21 protein-coding genes are annotated in these 21,118 nt (G+C 62.5%); 12 read left to right on the top strand and 9 right to left on the bottom strand.

The features are described from left to right. Positions 1 to 86 precede the first annotated feature (86 nt). The gene (locus NVB75_RS08920; RefSeq protein ID WP_076014221.1) at positions 87 to 959 is read right to left on the bottom strand and encodes a LysR substrate-binding domain-containing protein; all 873 of its coding nucleotides are present in this window, start codon (positions 957 to 959) and stop codon (positions 87 to 89) included. 266 nt (positions 960 to 1,225) lie between these two features. Here NVB75_RS08920 and NVB75_RS08915 point away from each other — a divergent pair, with 266 nt between their 5' ends. Further along, positions 1,226 to 2,539, top strand: a complete 1,314-nt coding sequence (locus NVB75_RS08915; RefSeq protein WP_258346876.1) for an MFS transporter — start codon at positions 1,226 to 1,228, stop codon at positions 2,537 to 2,539. A 109-nt stretch (positions 2,540 to 2,648) separates the two neighbouring features. Beyond that, positions 2,649 to 3,356, top strand: coding sequence for a YebC/PmpR family DNA-binding transcriptional regulator (locus NVB75_RS08910; protein ID WP_008431478.1), 708 nt, complete (start codon positions 2,649 to 2,651; stop codon positions 3,354 to 3,356). Positions 3,357 to 3,478: 122 nt separating this feature from the next. Here NVB75_RS08910 and NVB75_RS08905 read toward each other — a convergent pair whose 3' ends face one another. Both NVB75_RS08905 and zapE read right to left on the bottom strand, forming a co-directional pair. Next, positions 3,479 to 4,801, bottom strand: a complete 1,323-nt coding sequence (locus NVB75_RS08905) for a leucine-rich repeat-containing protein kinase family protein (protein WP_258346874.1) — start codon at positions 4,799 to 4,801, stop codon at positions 3,479 to 3,481. Positions 4,802 to 4,811: 10 nt separating this feature from the next. Then, on the bottom strand, positions 4,812 to 5,927 hold the full coding sequence (gene zapE, locus NVB75_RS08900; protein ID WP_258346873.1) for a cell division protein ZapE: 1,116 nt from the start codon (positions 5,925 to 5,927) through the stop codon (positions 4,812 to 4,814). 230 nt (positions 5,928 to 6,157) lie between these two features. On the opposite strand from zapE, the gene NVB75_RS08895 reads away from it, so the two are divergent. From NVB75_RS08895 to NVB75_RS08865, 7 genes are all read left to right on the top strand, one after another. Further along, a complete protein-coding gene (locus NVB75_RS08895; protein WP_258348563.1) occupies positions 6,158 to 6,649 on the top strand; it encodes a spore coat U domain-containing protein in 492 nt (163 codons plus the stop codon). Further along, positions 6,643 to 7,185 (top strand): spore coat U domain-containing protein, encoded by a 543-nt coding sequence (locus NVB75_RS08890; RefSeq protein ID WP_258346872.1) that lies wholly within the window; start codon positions 6,643 to 6,645, stop codon positions 7,183 to 7,185. The genes NVB75_RS08895 and NVB75_RS08890 overlap by 7 nt, the downstream gene beginning before the upstream one ends. Positions 7,186 to 7,203: 18 nt before the next feature. After that, entirely contained in the window at positions 7,204 to 7,740 is a 537-nt protein-coding gene (locus tag NVB75_RS08885) for a spore coat U domain-containing protein (protein WP_258346871.1), read from the top strand. 4 nt (positions 7,741 to 7,744) lie between these two features. Then, positions 7,745 to 8,245, top strand: a complete 501-nt coding sequence (locus tag NVB75_RS08880; protein WP_258346870.1) for a spore coat U domain-containing protein — start codon at positions 7,745 to 7,747, stop codon at positions 8,243 to 8,245. 26 nt (positions 8,246 to 8,271) lie between these two features. Then, the gene (locus NVB75_RS08875; RefSeq protein WP_258346869.1) at positions 8,272 to 9,057 is read left to right on the top strand and encodes a molecular chaperone; all 786 of its coding nucleotides are present in this window, start codon (positions 8,272 to 8,274) and stop codon (positions 9,055 to 9,057) included. A 119-nt stretch (positions 9,058 to 9,176) separates the two neighbouring features. Further along, entirely contained in the window at positions 9,177 to 11,492 is a 2,316-nt protein-coding gene (locus tag NVB75_RS08870; protein ID WP_375378915.1) for a fimbria/pilus outer membrane usher protein, read from the top strand. Between the two features lie 10 nt (positions 11,493 to 11,502). Then, entirely contained in the window at positions 11,503 to 12,504 is a 1,002-nt protein-coding gene (locus tag NVB75_RS08865) for a spore coat protein U domain-containing protein (protein WP_375378914.1), read from the top strand. Here the strand turns inward: NVB75_RS08865 and NVB75_RS08860 are convergent. Together NVB75_RS08860 and NVB75_RS08855 are read right to left on the bottom strand one after the other, a co-directional pair. Continuing rightward, on the bottom strand, positions 12,501 to 13,253 hold the full coding sequence (locus NVB75_RS08860) for an anti-sigma factor (RefSeq protein ID WP_258346867.1): 753 nt from the start codon (positions 13,251 to 13,253) through the stop codon (positions 12,501 to 12,503). The two genes, NVB75_RS08865 and NVB75_RS08860, sit on opposite strands and share 4 nt — an antisense overlap. Beyond that, the gene (locus NVB75_RS08855; RefSeq protein WP_076014211.1) at positions 13,250 to 13,756 is read right to left on the bottom strand and encodes a sigma-70 family RNA polymerase sigma factor; all 507 of its coding nucleotides are present in this window, start codon (positions 13,754 to 13,756) and stop codon (positions 13,250 to 13,252) included. The genes NVB75_RS08860 and NVB75_RS08855 overlap by 4 nt, the downstream gene beginning before the upstream one ends. 171 nt (positions 13,757 to 13,927) lie before the next feature. On the opposite strand from NVB75_RS08855, the gene NVB75_RS08850 reads away from it, so the two are divergent. Continuing rightward, the gene (locus NVB75_RS08850) at positions 13,928 to 15,019 is read left to right on the top strand and encodes a catalase family peroxidase (protein ID WP_258346865.1); all 1,092 of its coding nucleotides are present in this window, start codon (positions 13,928 to 13,930) and stop codon (positions 15,017 to 15,019) included. Next, the gene (locus tag NVB75_RS08845; RefSeq protein WP_010166924.1) at positions 15,016 to 15,555 is read left to right on the top strand and encodes a cytochrome b; all 540 of its coding nucleotides are present in this window, start codon (positions 15,016 to 15,018) and stop codon (positions 15,553 to 15,555) included. Before NVB75_RS08850 ends, NVB75_RS08845 begins: the two co-directional genes overlap by 4 nt. A 55-nt stretch (positions 15,556 to 15,610) precedes the next feature. On the opposite strand, the gene NVB75_RS08840 is transcribed toward NVB75_RS08845, so the two are convergent. Further along, entirely contained in the window at positions 15,611 to 16,762 is a 1,152-nt protein-coding gene (locus NVB75_RS08840; RefSeq protein WP_258346864.1) for a M14-type cytosolic carboxypeptidase, read from the bottom strand. Between the two features lie 466 nt (positions 16,763 to 17,228). Further along, the gene (locus NVB75_RS08835; RefSeq protein WP_258346863.1) at positions 17,229 to 17,591 is read right to left on the bottom strand and encodes a DUF3077 domain-containing protein; all 363 of its coding nucleotides are present in this window, start codon (positions 17,589 to 17,591) and stop codon (positions 17,229 to 17,231) included. Between the two features lie 130 nt (positions 17,592 to 17,721). On the opposite strand from NVB75_RS08835, the gene NVB75_RS08830 reads away from it, so the two are divergent. Continuing rightward, the gene (locus NVB75_RS08830) at positions 17,722 to 18,369 is read left to right on the top strand and encodes a LexA family transcriptional regulator (RefSeq protein ID WP_258346862.1); all 648 of its coding nucleotides are present in this window, start codon (positions 17,722 to 17,724) and stop codon (positions 18,367 to 18,369) included. Here NVB75_RS08830 and NVB75_RS08825 read toward each other — a convergent pair. Both NVB75_RS08825 and NVB75_RS08820 read right to left on the bottom strand, forming a co-directional pair. After that, a complete protein-coding gene (locus tag NVB75_RS08825; protein ID WP_258346861.1) occupies positions 18,366 to 20,303 on the bottom strand; it encodes an acetyl/propionyl/methylcrotonyl-CoA carboxylase subunit alpha in 1,938 nt (645 codons plus the stop codon). The two genes, NVB75_RS08830 and NVB75_RS08825, sit on opposite strands and share 4 nt — an antisense overlap. Further along, on the bottom strand, positions 20,300 to 21,106 hold the full coding sequence (locus NVB75_RS08820; protein WP_258346859.1) for a gamma-carboxygeranoyl-CoA hydratase: 807 nt from the start codon (positions 21,104 to 21,106) through the stop codon (positions 20,300 to 20,302). Before NVB75_RS08820 ends, NVB75_RS08825 begins: the two co-directional genes overlap by 4 nt. Positions 21,107 to 21,118 lie beyond the last annotated feature (12 nt).

The following is a 21,118-nucleotide window of genomic DNA, read 5'->3' as shown; positions in this document are numbered from 1 at the left end:
CTTCGCGAGCGAGCCCGCTCCCACATTCCATCGGTAGAACTCGGTCAACTGTGGGAGCGGGCCTGCTCGCGAAGGGGCCCTCAAATTCACCGCAAACTCTCCCGCACAATCTCCAGAAAAGTCGCCACCACCCGCCGCGAACTCTGCTCTTTCAAACACACCAGGGTTTCCTTCATCCGCTGCGTACAGTCACGGATCGGCATCGCATACACCCGCGAATCGGCCCCAAACTCCGCAGCCGACACCACCCCCACGCCAATCCCCACCACCACCGCCTCCCGCGCGGCTTCGCGGCCTTCCACCTGGATCGCCGGGCGAATCCGCAGCCCGGCCTGGTGCATTTCCTGCTCCAGGGTCTGGCGGGTCACCGAGCCGATTTCCCGCAACACCAGCGGCGTATCGTCCAGGTCCGCCAGGCAGATCGACTCACGGCCCGCCCACGGGTGGTTGCGGGCGACAAACGCGAGCAACTGATCATCGGGCAAGCGCAGTGACAGCAGTCGCTCGTCGTCCACGTCTCGCCCCAGCAGCGCGAGGTCGGCCTGGTAGTTGTAGAGGCGAAACAGCGATTCATCGGTGTTGCCGGTTTCGATCTTCACGCTGATGCCCGGGTACAGCTGGCAAAAGCGCGCGATCTGCGGCAGTACATGCACGGGCGCATCCACCGCGAGTGTCAGGGTGCCGGTTTGCAAGGCCCGGGAATCCTGCAACAGTTCTTCGGCCTCCGCCGCGACCGCAAACAGGCGCTGGGTGATGCTCAACAGGCGCTCGCCAAGGTCGGTCAACCGCACCGAGCGTTTGTTGCGATGAAACAGCAGCACGCCGAAGCGTTCTTCGAGCTTGCGCACCTGGTCGGAAATGGCCGGCTGGCTGAGGAACAAGCGCTCGGCGGCGTGGGTAAAGCTGCCGTGTACGGCCACCGCATGGAAGGCTTTGAGTTGGGCGTGGGACACCGACATCGCGAATCCTCTTACAAGCTCAGCTTATATTTGAAATACGATAAATCGATTTTACCTATTAGTCAGCCATTGCTTTGATAGCCCCAGTCGCCGTGGGTCGAGTCCTACACCTTCGGCGGCCATGGGTCTTCTGCGTGCTTACCAGCGGGACTCATCTGACCAATACCGCGCCCCTCCAAGCGCCGGTACTGCAGTGCTCAACAATAAAAATACAGGCGTTTGCTTTTCATTCTGCCGGCACACTCACACCCGAGGTCAGAACCACCATGAATACTCCCTTGAGTCACATCAAGCGTTGGCGCGTGCAGATTTTTGCCATCACCTGGCTGGCGTACGCGGCCTTCTACTTCACCCGCAAAGCGTTTTCGGTGGCCAAACTGGGGATCGTCGATGACCCGAGTTTCCCGCTGGACAAGATGATGATGGCCAACCTGGATGGCATCTACCTCGCGGCCTACGCCGTTGGCCAGTTCACCTGGGGCATGCTCGCCGACCGTTTCGGGCCACGTGTGGTGGTACTCGGCGGGTTGCTGATTTCCGCCGCCGCCGCCCTGGTGATGGGCACGTTTGCCACCTTGCCGATCTTTGTCACGTGCATGTTGATCCAGGGCCTGGCCCAGTCCACCGGCTGGTCCGGGCTGTGCAAGAACCTTGGCAGTTTCTTCCCGGCGCAGCAGCGTGGCCGGGTGCTGGGCTTGTGGAGTTCGTGCTACGCCTTTGGTGGCCTGGTGGCGTCGCCGTTTGCCGGATGGTGGGCGTATACGCTGATCGGCACCTGGCATGCGGCATTTATCTCCAGTGCGGCTGTGGTCTTTGTGGTCGCGGTGCTGTTTTTCATTTTTCAGCGCAACACGCCACAGGATGTGGGCTTGCCGGCAGTGGAGCCGGAGCCGGAACAGACGGCTGCTGAAAAGAACGCCAGTATGCTGGAGCCGCTGCGTGCCATTTTGCGCAACCGTACGGTGTTGACCCTGGGGCTGGCGTACTTTCTGTTGAAACCGGCGCGTTACGCGATCCTGTTGTGGGGGCCGGTGATTGTGTATGAGCAGATGCCGTCGGTGGGCAAGGTCGGTGCGGCGATTGTGCCCACGGCGTTCGAGCTGGCGGGGTTGCTGGGGCCGATCATGATCGGCATGGCGTCCGACAAACTGTTCGGCGCCCGGCGCATGCCGGCCTGTGTCCTCAGCCTGTTGGCGCTGACCGTGGCCCTGGCGTTGTTCATGGGCGCCTTGCACACCGGCAGTGTGGCGCTGGTGATGGCGCTGCTGTTTGTGATGGGCCTGACCCTGTACGGGCCGGACTCGATGATCAGCAGCACCGCCGCCATCGACTTTGGTACCGCCAAGGCCGGCGCGACGGCGGCGGGGTTCGTCAACGGCTGCGGTTCGGTGGGGGCGATCCTTGGCGGCTTGCTGCCGGGCTACTTCGACACGGTCACGGTGTTCATTGTGTTTGCCGGTGCCGCGCTGTTTTCCTCGCTGGTGTTGATGCCGTACTGGAACGCCAGGCCCGCGGTGCTGGCGCAGGTGGGCGACTTCGTGCCCGACCGTGAGCGCGCCATCAATCCCTTGCGGACCTGAGGGGCATGGCCGGTTTTTTGGTGGATTAGAGTGTTTCAGCGCTATAAACTCTGCCCCCAAAGCGCCGGCCAGTAGACGTCTCGGCGCGATGGACAGAAGAGAGTGAGTCATGGGCGCACAGTGGAAAGTCAAACATAAAGAAGCGGCATCCAATGCCAAGGGCAAGATCTTCGGCAAGTTGGTGAAAGAGATCACCATTGCTGCCCGCAACGGTGCCGACACTGCCACCAACGCACATTTGCGCCTGGTGGTGGAGCAGGCCAAAAAGGCCTCGATGCCCAAGGAAACCCTGGAACGCGCGATCAAGAAAGGCGCCGGTCTGCTCGGTGAGACCGTGCAATACCACCGCGTGACCTACGAAGGTTTTGCCCCGCACCAGGTGCCGCTGATCGTTGAATGCGTGACCGACAACATCAACCGCACCGTGGCGGAAATCCGTGTGGCGTTCCGCAAGGGGCAGCTGGGTGCTTCGGGCTCTGTGGCCTGGGACTTCAACCATGTGGGCCTGATCGAAGCTTCTCCGGACAGCCCGGACGCCGATCCGGAAATGGCCGCGATTGAAGCCGGTGCCCAGGATTTCGAAGAAGGCGAAGAAGAGGGCACCACCCTGTTCATCACCGAGACCACCGACCTGGACGCCGTGCAGAAAGCCTTGCCGGAGCAGGGTTTCACCGTGTTGTCGGCCAAGCTGGGTTACATCGCGAAGAACCCGGTAAGCGGTTTGAGCGATGAGCAGATGGCTGAAGTCGAAGCCTTCCTGGAAGGCTTGGACAACCATGACGACGTGCAGGACATGTTCGTCGGGTTGGCGGGTTAATTCGAATCGGATGTGAACTCGGTCCAAATGTGGGAGCGGGCTTGCTCGCGAATACGGTGTACCAGCCAAGCATGTATTGACTGACACACCGCATTCGCGAGCAAGCCCGCTCCCACATGGGTTTAGCGGAGTTTGGAAGACTGCAACAAGCTTGTGATTTCCTCGAACTCGGGCCGGGCCAGCACATCCGGCTGGCAGCAGTTATCCCGCAAGGCTTCCAGTGCCACGTGCTTTTCCTCGCTTAACCCCGTATCAATCCTTTCCAGCAACTCCCCCAGCAACACGCCGAACGCGCGCACTTCTATACGCTGCAACGCGCGGGTTTCCTGGCTGTCGACCGTGGCGTGAAACGACGCGGCACCAAAGTCCCCCAGTAAACATGCACCGGCTTCATTCCACAGAATGTTATGGCCGTACAGGTCGCCGTGGGTGATGCCTTGCGCGTGCAGGTGCGCCGCCACCGAAGCGATGCCTCGTGCCATGCGCAGCGCCACGTCCGCACTGAAACGGGTGGTGGGCTCGTAGATATCCCGGGTGCACGACGCCAGGCTCGGCAGGGCCGCGAGGTTGCGGTAGCTCGGTTCGATCAGTTGCATCACCAGCGCCGCCTGGCCTTCCGGGTGGTCGACGACACGGCCTTCTACCTTGATCAGGTTGGCATGCAGTCCGGCAGCGATGCAGGCGTGCATTTCGTGCAGGGGCGAGCCGTCGCTGGTAATGCTGCCTTTATAGAGTTTGACCGCGACCGCCTTGGCCGGCGCGGTTGGCGGGGTCCAGAACGCTTTGCGGATGATCCCGGAAGCGCCTTCCCCCAGCACTTCGCCCAATTCCAGCTCGGACCAGGGAATGTTTGGCGTCGCGTCATGTCGGGCCTCTTCCACGGCCATCTCTACCGGGTTGCCGGCGTAGGCCAGCCAGGTCAGGCTCGGCAAGGTCAGCAGCCAGTCGGGCAGACGGGTCAGGCGGTTGGAGGCGATGCGGATCAGTTCGAGGTTTTTGCACTGGGCCAGGCTTGGCGGCAACTGCTCCAGCTGGTTGCCGGCCAGCATCAGCTTTTGCAGCAAGGGCCGTTCACCCAGCTCGCTCGGCAACTGGCTGATACGGTTATCGGTGAGGATCAGCCAGCGCAGCAGTGGCGGTAGCGATGCGGCCGGGACGCTGCTGATCTGGTTCGACTTGAAGCCGATCATGCTCAACTGCGCGCATTGGCCCAGGCATTCCGGCACTTCGGTAAAGGCGTTTTCCGAACAGAACAGCACGCGCAAATGCGGCAGGCGGTGCAGGTCGTCCGGCAGGCTGCTCAGGGCATTGCCGGTAAGGTTGAGGATTTCCAGGGAGTCAGCCAGGTCGAAGATCTCCCGGGGGAACTCGGTCAGCCCGCAGCGCAGGTCCAGGCGTTTGATGCCGGCCAATTGGCCGGCCTTGAGTTGGGCAAGGGTATCCATGAACGGCGTGTCACTCGGCAATAGGGGCGTGAATGGCGCTCATGATAGCGGGTTGCGGCCCGATCTTCTGCAACTGCCCCAGGCGGCTGGCGGTGCGGGCCAAGTCGATGGCCTGGCCGCTGAGGGATTGTTCCAGCGGCTGCTCGCCGATCAGCACCAGGTGTTTGTCCTGGTCGTAGAGCACGTCTACCAGGTTGATGAACCGTTGCTGGGTGGCAATCGGGCACTCCGCCAGATGCGGCAGGCCATCGATGATCCAATGGTCATAGTCGCGGCACAGTTGCAGGTAGTCCATGACCGCGGTCGGTTGTTCGCACAGATCGCTGAAGGTGAAGGCGATGCTGCGGCCCTGATGCCAGCGGGCAGTCAACTGCCGGGCTCCGACGGTCAGGCTGATGGGGGCGTGATCCGCTGAGAGCAACCCCAAGGCCTCGCGTTGCACGGAAGTGCCCGGCCAGACGAACTGCCCAGCGGTGAAACGCTGATCGCCATGGGCCTGGGCCAGGCCGCGATAATCCTGGGGCGCGCTGACTTCCATCACGTCCATGCGCGCACTGATCAGCTCAATTACCGGCTTGAATCGCTGGTGGTACAACGGATTCGGCAACAACCCGGCAGGCGGGTAATTGGAGGTCACCAGTACCCACACTCCGCGCCGGAACAGCGCCTTGAACAGGCGGCTGATCAGCATCGCGTCGCCGATGTCGTGCACATGAAACTCGTCGAAGCACAGCACGCGGCAGCCATCGAGCAGCTCGTCCAGGGTTACGCCCAGGGCATCGCGCTGCTGGCGATGGGTAAACATCCCCTGGTGCAGTCGGGCGAAAAAGTCGTGGAAGTGCACGCGCTGCTTCTCGGCCATCGGCAGTGCCTGGAAAAACCCGTCCAGCAGCCAGCTTTTGCCCCGGCCCACGGCGCCGTGCAGGTACAGGCTGCGGGTGGGACGCCCGGCCAGCAGGTGCGCGGTTTGTCGGGCCATGGCCTCGATGACCTGCAACTGGCTGGGGCTGAGGGTGTAGCCCTGTTGACGGGCCTTGCCTTGAAAAAAAGCCGCGATGCCGGGGTCGGTGTCGGTCGCCGCAGGTTTACCCAGCAACCGTTTGAGCAGGGGCGGTAAAGCAGCCAATGTCAGTCACTCTGTATGTCGGTGGTCGCTCACTTTAGAGCGCCGGTTGCGGTTTGACCAATAGAGAAGCACACCGCCAGCTATCTGGAAAAGGCATGGCTGGATCGGATCCAAACGGATGACCTGACTGGCGGATTCTCTTCAAGTGACTAACCTCATACACAGTAGTCACCCCTGTATAAGGATTTGGGGCCGTGAAGGGACAGGCAGTCTTGGCAATCATGAGCGCGATGCTCTGCAACACGGTGAATGGTGCACAGCTCCAGGTTGAGGTGCGTATCGACGTGCAGCGGGGGTGCCAGTTGGTCGGCACCACGCGTGAGGCCGGCATCGAGCAGCTCGGTGTGCTGGATTTTGGCAGCGGCGCCCGCCTGGATGACCCGGCAGGCCCGTTGAGTGCAGCGTTGATCAGCCAGCGCCAGCCACGCCTGGAGTGCAACCCGGACACGCCGTATCAGATGCGTGTCGACGGCGGCCTGCATGGCGGCGTCGGAGAAGTGCGTTACCTGGGCGCCGCCGCCCCTTCGATCAAACCCATTCCCTACCGAATTTATGCCGACGCCGCGCGCCGCATCCCTTTGGCCGTGGACGTGCCGGTGAGCGGCCGCGTGCCCGACTCCGGCACGGTGGACTTGCCACTTTACGGACGCATCGAGCCGCTCAAGGAAATCCCGGCGGTGGGGCGTTATTCCGACCTGCTCAAAGTGACGGTGACATGGTAAGCCGCGCCCTGGCCTGCATCGCGCTGGGCGGCCTGTTGCTGCTGGCCGAGGACGCCCAGGCGGCGGTGGCCGGGCAGATTCATGCACGGCTGGTGATCACCGCCAGTTGCCAGGTAAGCAAGGGCACCGAAAGCGCGCCGGTGAGCCCGGATGGCGGCTCGGCCTTGCTGGACTTCGGCAGCCACGGGCCCACCTGGGACAAGGGTCTGGGCGCCGGCATCAGCGATGGCGACAAGGCCGCGCTGGCGGTGTCCTGCAACCCTTCGGTGGTGAGCAGTTTCACCGTGACCATCGACGGTGGCGCCCATGGCGATGGCGTCACCCGGCGCCTGAGCAATGGCCGGCAAACCATACCGTATCGGCTGTCGGCCGACCCCGCAGGCCGGAGCACCTACAGCATCGGCCAGCAACGCAATTTCGTCGTGACCCAGGGCACACAGGTACCAATCCCGGTATTCGGCTCGGTGGTGGCGAATACCAGGGCCCTACCGGCCGGCATCTACACAGACACCCTGACGGTGACTCTGGATTGGTAAACCATGAGGATGGACATCATGCATGCACTTGTATCGAAAGCAGTTTTTCCATTAGTCGCACTGGTGTGGGTGTCGGGCGCCCAGGCGGCGACCACGGTCACCGGGCAGATCAGCTCCACGTTGATCCTGACCAACAGTTGCCTGGTCAACGGCGTGGGCGGCACCACCGGTTTGAACTTCGGTACGATCAATTTCGGCACCACCAACAGCCAGTTCACCACCCAGTCCGGGCAAGTGCTGGGCGGCGGCGGGGGTGCGTTGTCGATCCAGTGCTCGTCGGGCACCTCGCCGGTGATCACCGTGGGCGCCGGCTCCCATGACGGCCAGTCCACCGGCGGCACCCGGGCGCTGTACGACGGCGTTGCCAACTATGTGCCGTATGACTTCTACACCGACACCGGGCATTCGACGCTCCTGGCGATCAACGGAACCATCAACGTAGGCGCGAGCACGGGCGTTGCGCAAACCGTGAATATCTACGGCCAGGCCGTGGGCAAGGCGGGGCTGCCGGCCGGTACCTATACCGATACGGTGTCCGTGCAACTGACGTTCTAGTGCCATGAAACGGGCCTGCTGGGCGGCGCTGGCGGTCATCGCAGGTTGGGGGATGCCGTTGTCGTTGCTGGCGGTGACCACCCAGACCATCCAGGTCAGCGCGACGATTGCCGCAGGCTGCCTGGTGGTGGGCGGTGGCACGAATTACGGCAGCCTGGCGTTCGGCAGCTATTCATCGTTGTCCACCAGCACGGTGTCGGTGGCGCTGAGCGGCGGGGTGACGCTGCAGTGCACGCCGGGAGTCACCTTGAACATGACCGTGGATGGTGGCTTGCACAACGTCAGTGGCCGGCGCATGCAGCTCAACAGCGGCAGTGCCCAAGTGGCGTATCAGCTGTTTCGGGACGCGGCGTTCAGTCAGAGCCTGGGGATCAGCCAAAGCGTCAGCGTGGCCTATAGCAATGCAAACACTATCACCCTGCCGATTTACGGCCGGGTGGTGTTACCGGGTAACCAGCCTGGGGGGACGTACAGCGACGTGCTGCAGGTGCAGCTGTCCTGGTAAGGCGATTGGCATGAGGAGTGAAATCTATGTGTGCAGCTTCCCGGCGGTATTGGGTCGCGGGTTTTATCGGCTTGTTGGCATTGGGCGCCGGGCAGGTCCAGGCCGCCAGCTCGGTGCTGATCTGGCCCATCGATCCGGTGCTGGAAGCCGATCAACAGGCCAGTGCCTTGTGGTTGGAGAACCGCGGTACAGAGACCGCCAACCTGCAGATCCGGGTATTTGCCTGGAGCCAGGGCGGTTTCGACGAGCAATACCAGAACCAGCGCGACGTGATCGGCAGCCCGCCGGTGGCGAAGATCGAGCCGGGGCAGAAGCAACTGGTGCGCCTGACCCGCACCCGCGAAGTACCGCCGGGCCAGGAGCTGGCGTATCGGATCATCATCGACGAAATTCCTGGCGCCGTTCCTGAAACACCTGCCGCCGATGGCAAGACGGCCGCCGCAATCCGCTTTCAAATGCGCTATTCGGTGCCCTTGTTCGCCTACGGCGCAGGCCTGTGGAGCAAGGACGACGCGACCCGCCAGCGCGACCCCAAGGGCGCGGGCAAACCTGACCTGAGCTGGAAGAAGGTCACGGTGGGCGGGCGCAACTATGTGGAGATGCGCAACCAGGGCGCGGTGCATGCGCGGCTCACCGATGTGGCGTTCAAGCAGGGCGGGCAAACCCGGCCGCTGGTGGACGGCTTGCTGGGCTATGTACTGCCGGGCGCAACCATGCGCTGGCCGGTGCCGGAAGGTGTCGCGGGCGACCAGCCGTTGCAGGTACGGGTCAATGGCGCAACGCAACTGGAGAACCTTGCACCGGGACGCTGACGCAATGGAATAGGGCATGGAGTCGCCCTGGGTCTTAACGGATGGAGATGTCCATTGATGGACACAATGCCTTGGTGAGCCAAGATCGGGCTCGTAGTCGATGGCGAACGGTGTGGGTGATGGGAGGCCTGTCTGGCCTGGCGCTTGCGCCGCTTTGCATGGCCGCGCCGCTGCCGCCGCCCCCCAGCAACATGGAGGCTGTTGCCGATGCACAGTTGTTCCTCGAACTGGTGGTCAACCAATTGGACACCGGCCGGGTGGTCGCCGTGGATCAACGCGCCGGCGGCTTGTTTTTGCCGGCGGCGACCTTGCGGGATATCGGCATGAAACTGCCGGCCGGCATCACCACCGAGGTCGCACTGGACCACGTGCCCGACCTGCACACCGATTACGACAGCCAGGGCCAGCGCCTCATGCTGACGGTACCGCCGGCATGGTTGCCGGTGCAGTTCATCGGCAACCGCGATAACTACCCTCGCACCCAGGCACTCACCAGTTTTGGTGCGTTGCTCAACTACGACGCCTACTTGAATGACACCGATGATGCGGGCACTTACCTGGGCATCTTCAACGAAGTGCGGCTGTTCGACACGTGGGGCACGCTGTCCAATACCGGCCAGTACCGCACCACCTTTGGCGGCCAGACCAGCGGCAGTACCCTGGACAATGGCTACCGGCGCTATGACACCACCTGGCGCTTTTCCGACGATGAACGCCTGCTGACCTACGAGGCGGGCGACGTGATCAGCGGCGCGTTGCCGTGGAGCAGTTCGGTGCGCCTGGGCGGGGTGCAAGTGTCGCGAGACTTCGGTGTACGCCCGGACCTGGTGACTTACCCCTTGCCACAATTTGCCGGCGAGGCGGCGGTGCCGTCGTCGGTGGACCTGTTTATCAACGGCTACAAATCCAGCAGTGCCGACCTGCAGCCGGGCCCTTACACCCTGACCAACGTGCCGTTTATCAACGGTGCCGGCGAAGCCGTGGTGGTCACCACCGATGCGTTGGGTCGGCAGGTTTCAACCACGGTGCCGTTCTACGTCACCAGTACGTTATTGCAAAAAGGCCTGTCGGACTTTTCGGTAGCGGCCGGTAATTTGCGCCGGGACTATACCCTTCGGGATTTTGGCTACGGCGCCGGTGTGGCCAGCGGCACGTTTCGTTACGGGGTATCGGACTACTTCACCCTGGAAAGCCATGCCGAAGCCGCAGGCGACCTGACCTTGGGCGGACTCGGCGGCAACGTGCGGCTGGGCAACTTCGGGGTGCTCAACACAGCCCTCAGCCAAAGCCAGTTTGACGGCGAGACCGGCCAGCAACTGAGCTTCGGTTATCAATACAGCAACCAGCGCTACAGCCTGTCTTACCAACGGGTAGAGCGTCGCGACCAGTACGCCGACCTGACCCTGGTCGACACCCCTTATGCGAGCCTCAGCAAACGCAGCGAGCAGGTGACCCTGAGCCTGAACCTCAACGATTTCGGCAGCATCGGTGCCGGCTATTTCGATGTGCAGGCGGCCGATGACTCCCGCACCCGGCTGATGAATCTCACCTGGAGCAAACAGCTGTGGCGCAACACCAGTTTCTACCTGTCGGCCAACCGCGAGGTCGGTGACAGCAACTGGGCCATGCAGGCGCAGTTGGTCATCCCGTTCGACATCTACGGCAGCCTGGCACTGAGCAACGAGCGCAGCCAGGCGGGCGAGAGTCGCCAGCGGGTCAACTATAGCCGGGCGGTGCCGTCCGAAGGCGGCGTGGGCTACAACCTGGGGTATGCCAGTGGCGACGGCCCGGCCTATCGCCAGGCCGACCTGACCTGGCGCATGCAGTCGGTGCAATTGCAGGCGGGCGTCTATGGCAGCAGCGACGCCGAGACCCGCTGGGCGGATGCCAGCGGCTCGTTGGTGTGGATGGACAAGCAAGTGTTCGCGGCTAATCGGGTGAATGACGCGTTTGTGGTGGTGAGCACCGATGGTTATGCCGGGGTGCCGGTGCTTTACGAAAACCAGCTAGTGGGTGAAACCGATCGCAACGGGCATCTGCTGGTGCCGTGGAGCAGTGCTTATTACCGCGGCAAATATGAAATCGACCCGCTGAACCTGCCGGTCACCGTGCAGACGCCGAATGTCGAGCAGCGGGTGGCGGTGCGTCGCGGCAGCGGCTATTTGCTGGAATTCCCGGTGCGCCGGGTGATCGCGGCCAGTATCACCCTGGTGGATGCCCGGCATCAGGAGCTGCCCCTGGGCAGCCAGGTGCGTCACGAGCAAACCGGCGCGCGGGCGGTGGTGGGTTGGGACGGCCTGGTGTACCTGGAGAACCTGGCGGCCCACAACACCTTGCAAGTCACTGTGGGTGAGGGCCGTACCTGCCAGGCAACGTTCGATCTGGATATCAACGAAGCACAGGTGCCGCTGCTCGGGCCGCTGGTTTGCCAATGAGATAAGGAGTGTGGGTGTGCGGGGCAAGGAATGCATAGTGGGGCTGCTGGTGCTGGTGCTGGTGCTGGCGGGGCTGGGCTTTTCGACACAGGTGATGGCCGCGTGCTCGGTGCCGGGAACCACCTCGCCGGCCGGCTTTGGCTCGATCAGTTCGATGACGGTGCGCACCGCTCCCCAGACCAGTTCCACCACCAATGCCGGCTTGAATTGTGGGGCCACGCTGATCTCGTTGCTGGCAGCCAATGATCACTTCTATGCAACCATCACGTCGGCCACCAGCGGCATGGTCGGCCCCACTGGGGATATCATCAGCTATACGATCTACGGCAATAACAGCACCAGTTACCCGATCACCCGTGGTACCCAATTCGATTTCGGTGCTACCGGCATCGCCCAAAGCCTGGGGCTGGTATCCGGGCCGGGCACGAAAACCGTGCCGCTTTATCTGAGTTCCATCATCGGCAGCAATGTGGCGGCCGGCCTTTACACTGAGACACTAAGCATTGCCTGGACCTGGAATTATTGCTCGGTCCTCGGTGTGGGTTCTCTCTGTGTCATACGGGACACCGGCAGTGGCACGGCTTCCCTGACCGTCAGCATGACCGTGGCCAACGACTGCACAATCTCTGCACCCAACATCGCCTTCGGCAGTGCGCCGGTAGTCAGTGGTTTTTCCAGCGTGAACGGGCAGGCCACCATTGCCTGCACCAAGGGCAGCGCCTACACCGTGGGCATCAGCGACGGCCAGAACCCGGTGAATGTGGGTGGGCAGCGGCGGATGGTTTCTGGCAGCAATTTCCTGAATTACGACATTTTCAAAAGCGCCACCACCACCCGCTGGGGCAGCGTGAGCACCGCCCGGCGCGCCAGCTCCACGGCTGAGGTGAATCCCGGGAATGGCTTGGGTACCGGTAGCCAGGTGTTCAACTACAACGCCGCGATCTATACCAACCAGACCACACCGCCGGCCGGCACCTACGTCGATAACGTGGTGCTGGATGTGGCCTTCTAGAACCGCATCGTCTGCTTGAGCATCTGCGTGGTCGACGGGTCTTGCGGGCTGACCATCGCATAGTTGTAGCCCGCGCCCGACCAGTATTCGGCCTGCAGACCGTCAGCACTGCGGCTGCCACGGGGCAGGAATTTGTTTTCCGGGCCTGGCGGACGGATATAGAAACTGATGCGTCGCCCTTGGGGGTCTTCATACAGCACCATGGCCGCAGCACCTTGTTCGGTGCTGAGCAGGCGCCCGCTGACCGCCTTGAACCCGGCCTGGCTCAGGTCTGGCAGGCGGTAGGCCTGGTTGAAGTAACGGTCGAGCCAGCCTTGCATGTCGCCACCGCTCTGCACGTGGTAGTCGGCGGGCAAGATGCCGTCCTGGGCAAACAGGCGGTAGGCCTGCATCGCGTCGCTCATGGGCGCCATGCTCTCGAGAAGGGTGGCCTGGCGGGCCTGCCAGCCACCGAGGCCGCCGACACTGACGGCAATCAACAGCATGGCGGCGGTTGCGAGATGGCGGCGTGACTGGCGTTTGACCCGCTGACGAATCAGGGCCGGGTCCAGCTCGGGGTTGGCCGGCTGTTGCAGCACGCCGCTCAAGGACGCCCGCAGGTGCTGCGCGTCCTGTTGCCAGGCGTGCACCTGGGCGGCGACGTCCGGGTGGGCTGCCAGCCAGGTTTCGAGCTGGCGGCGGTCAGCGTCCAGGAGCTGGTGATCGACGTAGGCATGCAAATCGCGTTCGCTGGGAGGCAGGCTGATCATTTGAGTATCCGCAGGGCAGGGCTGGTGATTTCGCCGTCGCTGAGCTGGCGCAGGGCCTGGCGCGCACGGGACAGGCGAGACATCACGGTGCCCAGGGGCACCTCAAGGATGTCGGCGACTTCTTTGTAGCTCAAGCCTTCCACCGAGACCCACAGCAACAGGGCACGTTGCTCGGTGTTCAATTTATCGAAGGCTTGCAGGGTCGATTGCGCGATGACGGTGCGCTCGACCGACGGCTGCGAATCATCGCGGCCGGTGAAAAATTCCAACATGCGCGTGTACCGCCGGGAACGCCGATGGGCATCGAGAAACTGCCGGTAGAGGATCGAGAACAGCCAGGCGCGCAAGTCGCCTTCGAGGCGTTTGTCGGCCCAACTGATGATTGCGCGCTCAAGGCTTGCCTGCACCAGGTCGTCGGCGCTGCTGGTGTTACGCGTCAGGGACACGGCAAAACGCCGCAACCTGGGGATGAGTTCACGTAACTGTTCGTCGAGTTCGTGCATGGGGTTCTGGCTAGTCACTACGCTGGGACTAGGAAGACGTCCGGCGTTGAAGGTTATTCCAGGCCGATAAAAATAAACAGCAGGCCAGGGAATAGAGTGCGCTGGCGTTCGTCCCAAGTGTTCCGACCTTATGTTTCACCCACTCAAGGCCCCTGGCCCTGGAGTTATTTCATGGTAGATCACTCATCACCGCCCCGTCCGCCGCTGAGCACCGCAAGCCTGATAATTCGGTTGGCCAGCATCGGCGTGGTGGTTGCGGTTGTGGCCGGCGCGTTTGCCTACGTCAACGGTAGTCTCGACCCACAGCGGTTGCGCCCCAAAACCTTGGTCAACGCCCTGGAGACCAACAACGGTTTGCACCCTGGCTACCGTCGCAACCATGCCAAAGGCGTGTGCGTGGCCGGTTATTTCGAGAGCAGCCCCGAGGCGCGGCAGTACTCCAGTGCCCAGGTATTCAGCGAAGCGCGCACCCCGGTGATCGGGCGCTTTGCGCTGCCCAGCGGTAACCCGTATGCGCCGGACAGCAGCGTGCCGATCCGCAGTTTTGCCCTGCAATTCAGCTTGGCCAACGGCCAGCAATGGCGCACCGGGATGAACAGCATGCCGGTGTTCCCGGTGGGCACGCCTGAAGCCTTCTTTGAGATGCTCAAGGCTGGCGCACCTGACCCGGCCACTGGCAAGCCGAACCCGGCAGGTATGCCGGCGTTTTTCGCGGCGCACCCCGAGACCGCGCCCTTCCTGGCCTGGGTCAAGACCGCCAAGCCTTCCGCCAGCTACGCCACTGAGACCTATAACGGCATCAACGCGTTTTACCTGGTAAACGCCAGCGGCCAACGCCAGGCCGTGCGCTGGGGCGTCGTGCCCCAAAGCCAGGATGCTGCCGGGGCCACGGCGCCCGCCGGCAGCGACTTCCTCGAAAAAGACCTGGCCCAGCGCCTGGTGGCCGGGCCGTTGCGCTGGCAGTTGAACCTCACCCTGGCCAACCCGGGCGACCCGGGCGACCCGGTGGATGACGCCAGCAAGACCTGGACCGGTGAGCACAAGGTGCTGAATGCCGGGACCCTGGTGCTGGAAAGCAGCCAGCCGCAAATGGACGGCGATTGCCGCGATATCAACTTTGATCCACTGGTTCTGCCGAGCGGCATCGAAGCCTCGAATGACCCACTGCTGGCCGCCCGTTCGGCGGCGTACGCCAGTTCCTACCTGCGTCGCACCAGCGAAGTCAGCCAGTTGCACAGCGCCCCTAAGGAGTCGAAGCCATGAATGCCCAACCCCGGTTTTTCGCTCCACTGGCGCGGCTGCTGCATTGGCTGATGGCGTTGATGATCATCGCCATGCTGTTTATCGGCGCGGGCATGGTGGCCTCGGTATCGGAACGCCACGAGTGGCTGATCCACCTGCACAAGCCGTTGGGGATTGCGATCCTGGCACTGGTGATCGTGCGCCTGGTGGTGCGGTTTTCCACCCGTCAGCCGCCGCTTCCGGCGGACTTGCCGCTGTGGCAAGCGTTGGCGGCCAAGGCCTCCCACGTGGTGCTGTATGCGTTGATGCTGGTGCTGCCGCTGCTGGGTTGGGCGATGATTTCTGCGGCCGGCGATCCGGTGATGCTCAGCAGTTCGGTGCAGTTGCCGGCGCTGGTGGGGGCGAATGCGCCACTGTTTGCGGTGTTGCGCAAGGCTCACGGTTATCTGGCGTATTTGCTGTTTCTGACGGTGCTGTTGCACCTGGCGGCGGCGCTGTTCCACGGTTTGATCCGGCGTGACGGCGTGCTGCAAAGCATGACCGGGACCAAGGACTGAGGCCTTGCCCGGCGACGGCTGCCGTGGTGCAGCCGTCGCCGGGGAGGGTGGATTCCTAGCGCAGTACGCCGACGATATCCGCCACGCTGCTCAACACATCCTTGCCCAGCTGCATCGAGCGTTTGCCCGACCAGCCAGTGTGCGGGTTGGGCGCGTCGTCGTTGTCCTTGAAGGGCATTTCCAGGGTCAGGGACAGGCAATCGAACTTCTCACCAACGCTGTTGCACGCCAAGGTCATGTTGGCTTCGCCCGGCAGGTCGCGGGTGTAGCCGTGCACGGTCTGGAAGTCGCGGGTGAGGCCACTCAAGTGGCTGCGGAAGTGTTTCTCCAACTGCTCGATACGCGGTGTGTAGCCGGGGTTGCCTTCACAACCGGCGGTGAACACGTAGGGAATTTCCTCGTCGCCGTGGATATCCAGGAACAGGTCGACGCCGTATTTTTCCATTTGCTGCTGCACGAACAGCACTTCCGGGCTGATCTCCTGGCTCGCACTCTGCCAGGCGCGGTTGAGGTCCTGGCCCATGGCGTTGGTGCGCAGATGCCCATGGAAGGCGCCATCAGGGTTCATGTTCGGCACCAGGTACAGGTCGGCAGCGGCCAGGAGTTTTTTCAGCTCGGCGTCACCGTCCTGCTGCAGGCGTTCGATGATGCCTTCCATAAACCATTCGGCCATGTGCTCGCCGGGGTGCTGCTGGGCGATGATCCAGACCTTGCGCTTGCCGGCTTCGCCTTTGCCACGGCGCAGCAGTTGGATATCCCGGCCTTCGACACTTTTGCCGGTGGCCAGCAATTGCGTGCCGGCGCGGTTCAGCGCCTGGTCGATCAGCCAGTCGTGGCGCTCGCGGCTATAGGGTTCGAAGTAGGCGAACCAGGCTTGTTTTTCACGGGTTTCGAGGGTGATGTGCAGCGTCTCGCCGTCAAAGCGGGTGGGCACCCGAAACCAGTTGATATGGTCGTAGGACGCCACGGCGTTGTAGCCGCTCCAGGCATGCTTGTAGGAAGAATGGCCCGCGTTGCTCAGGCGGAAAGTGTGGGTGTGCCCCACGTGCATGCCCTCGGCCTTGAAGTGGAACCACTGGAAGTGTTGGCTGCGCGTATCGGGCTTGATGGCCAGCAGCAACTGGTGGGCATCACTGGCGTCGAGTACCTGGATATTGCCGCTGTCGAAGTCGGTGCTGATCTTGATAGAGGTCAAGGCCACGGTCATAGTCTGGTTGCCTGAATATGAGTGTTGTGGCGGGCATTTTACACCGGAGCGGGGTAAAGCCTGGATGCAATTTTTGCAGCGTAAAGAGGGGGCGTCCTCCTTGACGCCGCAGCAGCTTAGAATCTATGAGATTGATTCTCAAGTGCTATTTTGGGAAGAACCGGCCTAGAGCGCTCGATCGACTTTCTTTTGGCGATAGTCTTTTGCTACCATGCGCGCCATCAAGCAACACACAGTCTTCATTAGCCTGAAGCCACGCCAGGAAAAACTGGCAAAAAAAAGACCCGGCCAAAGAGCCGGGTCAAAAACCGTGATTAGCCTGATGAGGAGATATTCCAAGAGTCCGACCTAAGGTCTCTTGGTCTATCGACTGATCTCGCGATCAGCTGGGTCCAATAATAATCATTATCATTTGCAAGTCAAATGTTTTTATCCCTCGGATAGAAATATTTTTCCTTCCCGCCTGTTACATCCTGGCCGACTGTTCGGTGTCCCTTGCCGAAACCCGCAGCGACCGCTCCACCATCACCTTCGCCATATCAATCAAATAGACCACTGAAAATGCCAGGTCCCGGCTATTGCCGTGGGCGCTGTTCGCCGATTCGTACGCGGTGGCCGCCGCGCTGCGCAGCAGGTCGGAAGCGTGGACCAGGGCTTCTTCGTCGCTGATGCCGGGCTTGACCTCGAACAAGGTGTCGTCAACGGAGGGTGGCGTACCCTCCTCTTTCAGGTAATAGTCCAGCGCGCGTTGGGCGGCGCCACTGCTGCGCATGAACAGCAGCTCGTCTTCATCGCAGATTTCGGGCAGGGAATACGGGATTGTCGTCATAAAGGTCGGTGCTCTGGGTGGATGTCGAAAGCCTGCCACCGATATTAGTACTAATCGTATTTATGGCGTTTTATTGATTACTACAAACTGTTTATTGTCGTTGGGAGTACACAACGTATTGTCAGGCCCCATGGATAAGTGGATAGCGCTGGTCAAGGCCAGCATGAAAGACCTCAAGGTCACACAGGATCAACTGGCGTCGCGCCTGGGCATGTCCCAGGGCGGGGTCGGCCATTGGCTGAACAAGCGTCGGGTGCCGAGCCTGGCCGACATGAACCGGGTGATGCAGGAGCTCGGCCTCGATGACCTCGAGGTGGCGCTGGTGATTCGCGAAAAAGCGGTTGCGCCATCTCCTGAGGAACTGGAACTGACGCCGCACTACAACCCGAATTACCGTTATCCGGTGAGCGAAGGGAAGGGAGGGTACCCATTGCAGGAAGAACCTCGGCCATATGGCGCGACTCGTTTCCAGATGAGCGACTACCACGCCCGTGGCAAGGCATTCTGGATGCGGGTGATTGGGGATGCCATGGCTGCCCCCAGCGGCTTGAGCATCACCGAGGGCATGATGGTTCTGGTGGACCCGGCCATCAAGGCCGAGCCCGGCAAACTGGTGGTGGCCCAATGGGCATTCAATCCCCAGGCGACCTTGCGCAAACTGGTGAAGCAAAGCGGCCAGCTTTACCTGGTACCGCTCAACCCGACCTACCCGAAAATGCTCTTCAGCGAAGAATGCCGGATCATCGGCGTGGTGGTGCAGGCGGTCACGAGGTGTTAGCTCGCGGCTTCCAGCTCCACCAATGCGCTGCCTTCACCGACCATTTCCCCTTCCTGGCAGTACAGCGCCTTGACCACCCCGGCATGGGGCGCGCGGATGCTGTGTTCCATCTTCATGGCTTCCAGCACCACCAGTTGCGTACCGGCTTCAACCGATTGCCCAACCTCCACCAGCACCCGCACGATGCTGCCATTCATCGGCGCGGTCAGGCCGCCCTGATGGGACTGGCTGGCGTCCACGGCGGCAATCGGGTCGAACAGGCTGACGCTATGCACCTCGCCATCCCAACGCAAAAACACACTGCCACCCTCGCGTACCGCCAGATGGGCGCGGCGCACGCCTTGCTGGTCGACCAGCAACTGCTCGCCACGCACCTGTGGCGGGTTAACGCCGGCTTGCAGCGTCACCAGCCGATCCTGGCCGTTGCAGCTCAAATGCAGGGAAACCTCGGCCGGCAAGCCGGCGCGAAAGCCGCGCGTGTCTGCCCAAGGCGAACTGGAATCACTGCTCGGTTGGGTCTGCATGAACGTCTGGCCGGCGGCCTGCCAGAACTCATCGCTCAGATCGCCTGGCGCAGGTAGCAGCTCACCCTGATAACGCGGGATAAATCCGGTATCCAGCTCGGCAGCCGCAAACGCCGGATGGCCGATGATGCGCCGCAAAAAGCCCAGGTTGGTCTTCAGGCCACCCACGGCAAACTCATCGAGCATACTCAGCAGCCGCAGGCGCGCCTGCTCGCGGTCCTCGCCCCAGGCAATCAGCTTGCCCAGCATCGGGTCGTAGAACGGTGAGACGCTGTCGCCTTGCTCGACACCGCTGTCCACCCGGCGCCCCGGCCCTGGCGTGGATTCGCGGTACAGCGCCAGGTGCCCGGTGGCCGGCAGGAAATCATTGGCCGGGTCTTCGGCGTACAAACGTACTTCAATCGCATGCCCCTGCAGCGGCACTTGCTCCTGAGTCATCGGCAGTGGCTCGCCCTGAGCCACACGGATCTGCCAGGCCACCAGGTCCAGGCCGGTGATGGCTTCGGTTACCGGGTGTTCCACCTGCAGCCGGGTGTTCATTTCCATGAAGAAAAACTCGCCCCGGGCATCCAGCAGAAACTCTACCGTGCCCGCGCCCACGTAACCGATGGCCTGTGCGGCACGCACCGCTGCTTCGCCCATGGCTTTGCGCTGCTCGGCACTCAGGCCCGGCGCGGGGGCTTCTTCGACGACTTTTTGATGGCGGCGCTGGATCGAACAATCGCGCTCGTTGAGGTACAGGCAATGGCCGTGCTGGTCGGCGAACACCTGGATTTCCACATGGCGTGGCTTGAGCAGGTATTTCTCCACCAGCATCTGCGCGTTGCCGAAGGATGAAAGCGCTTCACGCTGTGCGGAGGCCAACGCTTCGGCCAACTGGCTGACGTCCTCGACCACTTTCATACCCTTGCCGCCACCGCCTGCCGTGGCCTTGAGCAGCACCGGGTAACCGATGCGCTCGGCCGCCTGGCGGAAGGTCTCCAGGTCCTGGGCGTCACCGTGGTAACCGGGCACCAACGGCACGCCAGCGGTTTCCATCAGCGCCTTGGCCGCAGATTTGCTGCCCATGGCATCAATGGCCGAGGCGGGCGGGCCGAGGAAGATTAACCCGGCCGCTTCAATCGCGCGGGCAAACCCGGCGTTCTCGGAAAGAAACCCATAACCCGGGTGAATCGCCTGGGCACCGCTGGCTTTGGCCGCGGCGATCAATTTGTCGATTTGCAGGTAACTGTCGGCGGCCTTGCTGCCGCCCAGGTCCACACGAATATCCGCCTCGCGGGCATGCCGCGCGTCGCGGTCCGTGGCGCTGTGCACGGCCACAGTGCTCAAACCCATGGCCTTGGCGGTGCGCATCACCCGGCAGGCGATTTCGCCGCGATTGGCCACCAATACAGTGGTAAGCGTCTTCATGAACGCGGCTCCTGAGGCTGCCAGTTGGGCGCGCGTTTTTGCAGAAAGGCGCGCAAGCCTTCCTGGCCTTCGGCGCTGACGCGGATCCGGGCGATGGAGTTTTCGCAATAGCGACGCAGCGCGGGCGTCAGCGCCCCGTGGCCGACTTCCCGTAGCAGGTCCTTGCTGGCGCGCATGGCTGCCGGGCTGTTGAGCAGCAGGTTGGTAATCCACACTTCGACGTGGATGTCCAAATCATCAGCGGGATAACTTTCCGCCAGCAAACCGATTTCCCGCGCCCGCTGACCGCCAAAGCGATCCGCCGTCAGGGCATAGCGGCGGGCAGCCCGCTCACCGATCGCCTGCACCACGAATGGGCTGATCACCGCCGGCGCCAGGCCAATGCGTACTTCCGAGAGGCAGAACTGCGCATCATCGGCACCAATCGCCATGTCGCAGCAACTGATCAACCCAAGGGCACCGCCGTAGGCCGCGCCCTGAACCACCGCCAGCGTCGGGATCTTCAGCTTGGCGAGGTTGTACATCAGCTCCGCCAGTTCACGGGCATCGTCCAGGTTGGTGTGGTAATCCAGCTCGGCCGACTGCTGCATCCAGGCCAGGTCGGCACCGGCGCTGAAGTGTTTGCCGCGCCCACGCAGTACCAGGAACCGCAGGGCCGGGTCGCCTTGTACCTGGTCCAGGGCAATGATCAATTCGCGGATCATTTCGGCGTTGAACGCGTTGTTCTTGGCTTCACGACTGAGCCACAGGGTGGCAAAGCCACGGGGGTCGGTGATCAGTTCGAGGGTGTTGAAATCGGTCATGGGGTGCAGCTC

Source organism: Pseudomonas sp. CBS, assembly GCF_024734645.1.
In the GTDB taxonomy this organism is placed as follows: Bacteria; Pseudomonadota; Gammaproteobacteria; order Pseudomonadales; family Pseudomonadaceae; genus Aquipseudomonas.
Note: the sequence above shows the minus strand (reverse complement) of the source record. Positions and strands in the feature narration are given on the sequence as shown.

Excerpts from the sequence above, each read along its gene's own strand:
- NVB75_RS08920 (WP_076014221.1), bottom strand. The coding sequence starts at position 959 with ATGTCGGTGTCCCACGCCCAACTCAAAGCCTTCCATGCGGTGGCCGTA.
- NVB75_RS08915 (WP_258346876.1), top strand. The coding sequence starts at position 1,226 with ATGAATACTCCCTTGAGTCACATCAAGCGTTGGCGCGTGCAGATTTTT.
- NVB75_RS08910 (WP_008431478.1), top strand. The coding sequence starts at position 2,649 with ATGGGCGCACAGTGGAAAGTCAAACATAAAGAAGCGGCATCCAATGCC.
- NVB75_RS08905 (WP_258346874.1), bottom strand. The coding sequence starts at position 4,801 with ATGGATACCCTTGCCCAACTCAAGGCCGGCCAATTGGCCGGCATCAAA.
- NVB75_RS08895 (WP_258348563.1), top strand. The coding sequence starts at position 6,158 with ATGCTCTGCAACACGGTGAATGGTGCACAGCTCCAGGTTGAGGTGCGT.
- NVB75_RS08890 (WP_258346872.1), top strand. The coding sequence starts at position 6,643 with ATGGTAAGCCGCGCCCTGGCCTGCATCGCGCTGGGCGGCCTGTTGCTG.
- NVB75_RS08885 (WP_258346871.1), top strand. The coding sequence starts at position 7,204 with ATGCATGCACTTGTATCGAAAGCAGTTTTTCCATTAGTCGCACTGGTG.
- NVB75_RS08880 (WP_258346870.1), top strand. The coding sequence starts at position 7,745 with ATGAAACGGGCCTGCTGGGCGGCGCTGGCGGTCATCGCAGGTTGGGGG.
- NVB75_RS08875 (WP_258346869.1), top strand. The coding sequence starts at position 8,272 with ATGTGTGCAGCTTCCCGGCGGTATTGGGTCGCGGGTTTTATCGGCTTG.
- NVB75_RS08870 (WP_375378915.1), top strand. The coding sequence starts at position 9,177 with ATGGGAGGCCTGTCTGGCCTGGCGCTTGCGCCGCTTTGCATGGCCGCG.
- NVB75_RS08860 (WP_258346867.1), bottom strand. The coding sequence starts at position 13,253 with ATGATCAGCCTGCCTCCCAGCGAACGCGATTTGCATGCCTACGTCGAT.
- NVB75_RS08855 (WP_076014211.1), bottom strand. The coding sequence starts at position 13,756 with ATGCACGAACTCGACGAACAGTTACGTGAACTCATCCCCAGGTTGCGG.
- NVB75_RS08850 (WP_258346865.1), top strand. The coding sequence starts at position 13,928 with ATGGTAGATCACTCATCACCGCCCCGTCCGCCGCTGAGCACCGCAAGC.
- NVB75_RS08845 (WP_010166924.1), top strand. The coding sequence starts at position 15,016 with ATGAATGCCCAACCCCGGTTTTTCGCTCCACTGGCGCGGCTGCTGCAT.
- NVB75_RS08840 (WP_258346864.1), bottom strand. The coding sequence starts at position 16,762 with ATGACCGTGGCCTTGACCTCTATCAAGATCAGCACCGACTTCGACAGC.
- NVB75_RS08835 (WP_258346863.1), bottom strand. The coding sequence starts at position 17,591 with ATGACGACAATCCCGTATTCCCTGCCCGAAATCTGCGATGAAGACGAG.
- NVB75_RS08830 (WP_258346862.1), top strand. The coding sequence starts at position 17,722 with ATGGATAAGTGGATAGCGCTGGTCAAGGCCAGCATGAAAGACCTCAAG.
- NVB75_RS08825 (WP_258346861.1), bottom strand. The coding sequence starts at position 20,303 with ATGAAGACGCTTACCACTGTATTGGTGGCCAATCGCGGCGAAATCGCC.
- NVB75_RS08820 (WP_258346859.1), bottom strand. The coding sequence starts at position 21,106 with ATGACCGATTTCAACACCCTCGAACTGATCACCGACCCCCGTGGCTTT.